6 protein-coding genes are annotated in these 3,662 nt (G+C 53.4%); 3 read left to right on the top strand and 3 right to left on the bottom strand.

What is annotated here, in order from left to right; all coding sequences use genetic code 11:
* Positions 1-95 precede the first annotated feature (95 nt).
* Positions 96-479, top strand: coding sequence for a hypothetical protein (locus tag IQ254_RS30190; protein ID WP_228041234.1), 384 nt, complete (start codon positions 96-98; stop codon positions 477-479).
* Positions 480-656: 177 nt separating this feature from the next.
* Here IQ254_RS30190 and IQ254_RS30185 read toward each other — a convergent pair whose 3' ends face one another.
* The 3 genes from IQ254_RS30185 to IQ254_RS30175 all read right to left on the bottom strand — a co-directional run bounded on the left by IQ254_RS30185 (position 657) and on the right by IQ254_RS30175 (position 2,910).
* A complete protein-coding gene (locus tag IQ254_RS30185) occupies positions 657-1,640 on the bottom strand; it encodes a zinc-dependent alcohol dehydrogenase family protein (protein ID WP_193969835.1) in 984 nt (327 codons plus the stop codon).
* Positions 1,641-1,667: 27 nt separating this feature from the next.
* On the bottom strand, positions 1,668-1,880 hold the full coding sequence (locus IQ254_RS30180; RefSeq protein WP_193969834.1) for a hypothetical protein: 213 nt from the start codon (positions 1,878-1,880) through the stop codon (positions 1,668-1,670).
* A gap of 274 nt (positions 1,881-2,154) precedes the next feature.
* A complete protein-coding gene (locus tag IQ254_RS30175; protein ID WP_193969833.1) occupies positions 2,155-2,910 on the bottom strand; it encodes a PRC-barrel domain-containing protein in 756 nt (251 codons plus the stop codon).
* A 386-nt stretch (positions 2,911-3,296) separates the two neighbouring features.
* Between IQ254_RS30175 and IQ254_RS34120 the strand changes: the two genes are divergently transcribed.
* Together IQ254_RS34120 and IQ254_RS33340 are read left to right on the top strand one after the other, a co-directional pair.
* Positions 3,297-3,500 carry a ribose-phosphate pyrophosphokinase-like domain-containing protein gene (locus IQ254_RS34120; protein ID WP_369011373.1) on the top strand — a complete coding sequence of 68 codons (204 nt, stop codon included), beginning with the start codon at positions 3,297-3,299 and terminating at the stop codon, positions 3,498-3,500.
* Positions 3,437-3,662, top strand: a 226-nt coding sequence (locus tag IQ254_RS33340; protein ID WP_193969832.1) for a hypothetical protein, incomplete at its 3' end; no start/stop codon positions are given. The genes IQ254_RS34120 and IQ254_RS33340, both read left to right, overlap by 64 nt.

Genomic DNA, 3,662 nt, shown 5'->3' with positions numbered 1-3,662 from the left:
GTCGGGGTGCTCTAGCCAATGCTTCAGTTGGAGCGCTATGCTCATGATCAATATTTGTGTTGGGTGCAAAGACTATTTTCCCTGCACCCTCTTTTTTGGCCTACTCCCCCAACCTCTGGATGCGCCCGTTTCCAACCTCGCGGCGGGCCGTGAGCCCTCAACTGGCTGCGGCCATTGACCACGAGATCAAAGCCCTGATGGAGCAAGCCCATCAGATGGCGTTAGAGATCTTGATGCGAAACCGAGATGTTTTAGAGCGCATTGCCCAAACGCTTCTAGACGCCGAAAGTCTGGAGGGCGAAACGCTGAAAGCATTTTTGACCCAGATTAAACGGCCCACCGATCTGCAAACCTGGCTCGACAAAGGAGCGCTCAATTCTGCTCTGCTTTGGGGCTATCAGGACGGGAAGGAACAGCCTGAAACTGCTGAGTCACCATCAGCACAGTATCCTCATCACTCAGATTTACCCTCAATCTAGTGAAACAAGTACACTCTGTTCCCTGTCACCTACTCCCTGTTCCCTTTGGACTGTACTTAAGCAACATGAATAAGGCTGTAGTTGAGTGGTTCGATACTCGGTTGTGGCGCGAACCAGCGCTAAATCTCCAAACCCAAGAAGATGAATTAGAGCGGGAACCATCTCAGGAGGTGAATGCTACATCACCAACACCGCAGCGCCATTGAACCTACCCTGCCGCAGCGCCATTAGGGCCTCGTTTGCCTGCTCTAGCGCAAATGGAGTCACCTCCGTTTGAATCAGTACCTGGGGAGCTAGGCTCAAAAAAGTGTCTCCATCCTGGCGGGTCAGGTTGGCAACTGAGCAAACGCTTCGCTCCTGCCACAAAATATCGTAGGGAAAGGCAGGAATCTCGCTCATGTGGATGCCCGCACACACGACTCTGCCTCCCTTATCCACCGCCTTGAGAGCCGCTGGCACTAGAGCACCCACCGGGGCAAAGATAATGGCGGCATCGAGGGGCTCGGGGGGAAGTTCGTCTGAGCCACCCGTCCACACTGCTCCGAGATGGCGAGCAAATGACTGGCCCAATTGATCTCCGGGCCGGGTAAAGGCGTAAATCTGGCGTCCCTGGTGCCGGGCTACTTGAATCAAAATATGGGCCGCTGCGCCAAATCCATAGAATCCAATCTTTTCAGCCTCTCCAGTCATGCGGTAGGCGCGATAGCCAATTAGCCCAGCGCAGAGCAGGGGGGCGACCTGCAAATCTGGATACCCATCCGGGAGTGGAAAGCAAAATTGAGCATTGGCTACCGCGTAGTCAGCATAGCCGCCATCGAGGCTGTAGCCGGTAAATTCTGCGCGATCGCACAAATTTTCCTGACCCGATAGGCAATAGCGGCAGTGCTGGCATGTTTGCCCCAGCCAGGGTACGCCCACCCGTTGCCCCAGGGAAAACCCCGCCACTTGGTCACCTATTTCTACCACGGTGCCGACAATCTGATGCCCCATCACTAGAGGGAGTTTGGGATGGGCAAGCTCCCCATCGAGGATGTGCAGGTCAGTCCGACAGATACCGCAGGCATGGACCCGTAGCTTCAATTGAAGGGCAGTGGGACTGGGAATGGGTAACTCTGCAGGATGCAGCGGTTGCCGTGGATTCTCCAAGATCATGGCACGCATAAGCAATCCGTAGCTGATTCAGGCCGCTTAGAATTCATCGCTATCTGGGTTAGGAGCCGCATACCGATAAACGAGTGAGACCAGCTTTTGCTCTAGCACCTGATGGATGCGGTCTTCTAAATGATCTTCCCTTGAGACGGCGCGATCGCTGTCATTGGGGGCCAAAGGGGGTTCACTGGCCAGATTGGCACTGCTGTCAGTTTGTCCTATGCCAACAGATTGATTGAGGTGGTTATCCATATCCTTAACCTCCTTTCGCGTAGATACAGGGTTTTTGAAGCTGGTGAGGTACGCCCTGTTTAAGTTCTAGATCCCCCCAGTGCTGGGCTGTATAAGGTTCCCTCTGCAAAGGAGGCAGGGGGGAACCTCGCGATGTACTACAGCCGAGTGAAATCCGCTATGGCAGGCTAGTACTCGAAGGCTGAAATATGTCCACCGTTCTGGATCGCTTGGCTCCCTAGCTCCCCTGCTCCCTAGCCCTAAGGAATAGTATCTAAACTTGCGCCGTGGAGTACTAGACACTGCTGGGTTTCGGTTCATCGGCTGGGCTGGACTCAGCGCCGTTATCCGATAGATCAGCAGCCTCTTCCGAGGATTTGGCCTGAACAAATTTATCTTTAAGCTGCTCAGTGACCACCTGGGTCTTTTCTTGAACCTGCTCAGCGATCGCCCGTCCTTTTTGTTGGGCAACTTCCCACTCTTCCTTTGTCTTTTCGACATCGCGTTTCAGGAAGTCTTGGGCGGCGTGCAGTTTTTCTTCAAGCCCTTCGGCATATTTCTCGCTCTGGCGAACGGCCTCGTCCTCTGCAATTAAGCGTTTGTTCCCAATGCTAGAAATGGCCGATGGTTGCAGGGCATAAATGCCTTCCATCAAACCGCTCCAGCCGTCGGAACGGAACAGATAATAAACGACTTTGCCTGTCTCTGAATCGATCAGACAGTCAACGATGTGTCCTGCCCTGCTACCGGAACCTGTCCACAGTTCATGCCCAATGACAGACTTCACCGTCTCCGGTTTTTTGGGCGCAGGATCTGCACCCTCGCTGATTACCATGATGCTGTCTTCGCCAATCGCTTTAATCGAGTCCCAGGTAAAGGCACGGGCTTTTGCCTTCCAGAATCCTGACTGGCTGGTCAGCCCTCTGACGGTGTGCAAGTGGGGATCAAGCCATACTTCGCCCACTTTGCCCAAATCACCGGCTGTTTTATAGTCAAGCACTAGCCGATTGAGTAATTCGCTTTGTCTAACCAAGGAATATGATTCTTTCATCTGATTGTCTCCGGCTCAACGTGTAGGGTTATGCTTTTGTCGAGGTGAACTCACCTGAATTTGTAGGGATTTGAAGCGATCAATTAATTTGAAAAATGCGCTGTATCTCGACGTTAAAAAGGCTACTTAATACCTCAACCCATCTGCCTCTGTTGACACAGCGGACGTCCTCGCCAGATCGGTATGGAGTCTAATCAAGCGATAGTTTATCGCTTACTTCGATCTTATTAAATTAGACTCCATTCTTCAGGGCTTGTTACGTAGCGCAACACAAAAGAAAGTCCACTGACCCACACCACCTCTTTAAGGCTACGTCAACATTTTGAGGACTTTATGAGGGTACTAGTACCGAAAGGCAGAAGTAAGAAGGCAGAGGCAGAACGGGAATTCCAGGTCTCATAAGGGTTGATGCCGCCGCGGCCCGGGTCACGGCCCGGGTTCCCTATCTTTGCTATGCCCGAAAAGATCGCAAAACCAAAGCTCGCGCCCCCGTAACGACCCGCTACGTGGCCTGTTTGTTTGAAGCGTGGGGTGCGATCGCGACCTCAATGCCACCTCTAGCACCCTGCAAACCCTCTCCCAAACCCTGATTACCCAGCGCCAGCAGTACCGTGAGCTGCAGCTAGCGGGCGAACAGCAGCAGAGCCAGCAGCACCAGCAGGCCCAGCAGCGGGCCACCCTTGAAGCCCAGCTCAGCCAATTTCAGCAGGAGCTGACCAGCACCCAGACTCGCCTCCAGGAGTTGGCCAACG

This window comes from Nodosilinea sp. LEGE 07088 (genome assembly GCF_015207395.1).
In the GTDB taxonomy this organism is placed as follows: Bacteria; Cyanobacteriota; Cyanobacteriia; order Phormidesmidales; family Phormidesmidaceae; genus Nodosilinea.
Note: the sequence above shows the minus strand (reverse complement) of the source record. Positions and strands in the feature narration are given on the sequence as shown.

Coding starts and splice junctions, on each gene's coding strand:
- IQ254_RS30185 (WP_193969835.1), bottom strand. CDS start 1,640: ATGCGTGCCATGATCTTGGAGAATCCACGGCAACCGCTGCATCCTGCA.
- IQ254_RS30180 (WP_193969834.1), bottom strand. CDS start 1,880: ATGGATAACCACCTCAATCAATCTGTTGGCATAGGACAAACTGACAGC.
- IQ254_RS30175 (WP_193969833.1), bottom strand. CDS start 2,910: ATGAAAGAATCATATTCCTTGGTTAGACAAAGCGAATTACTCAATCGG.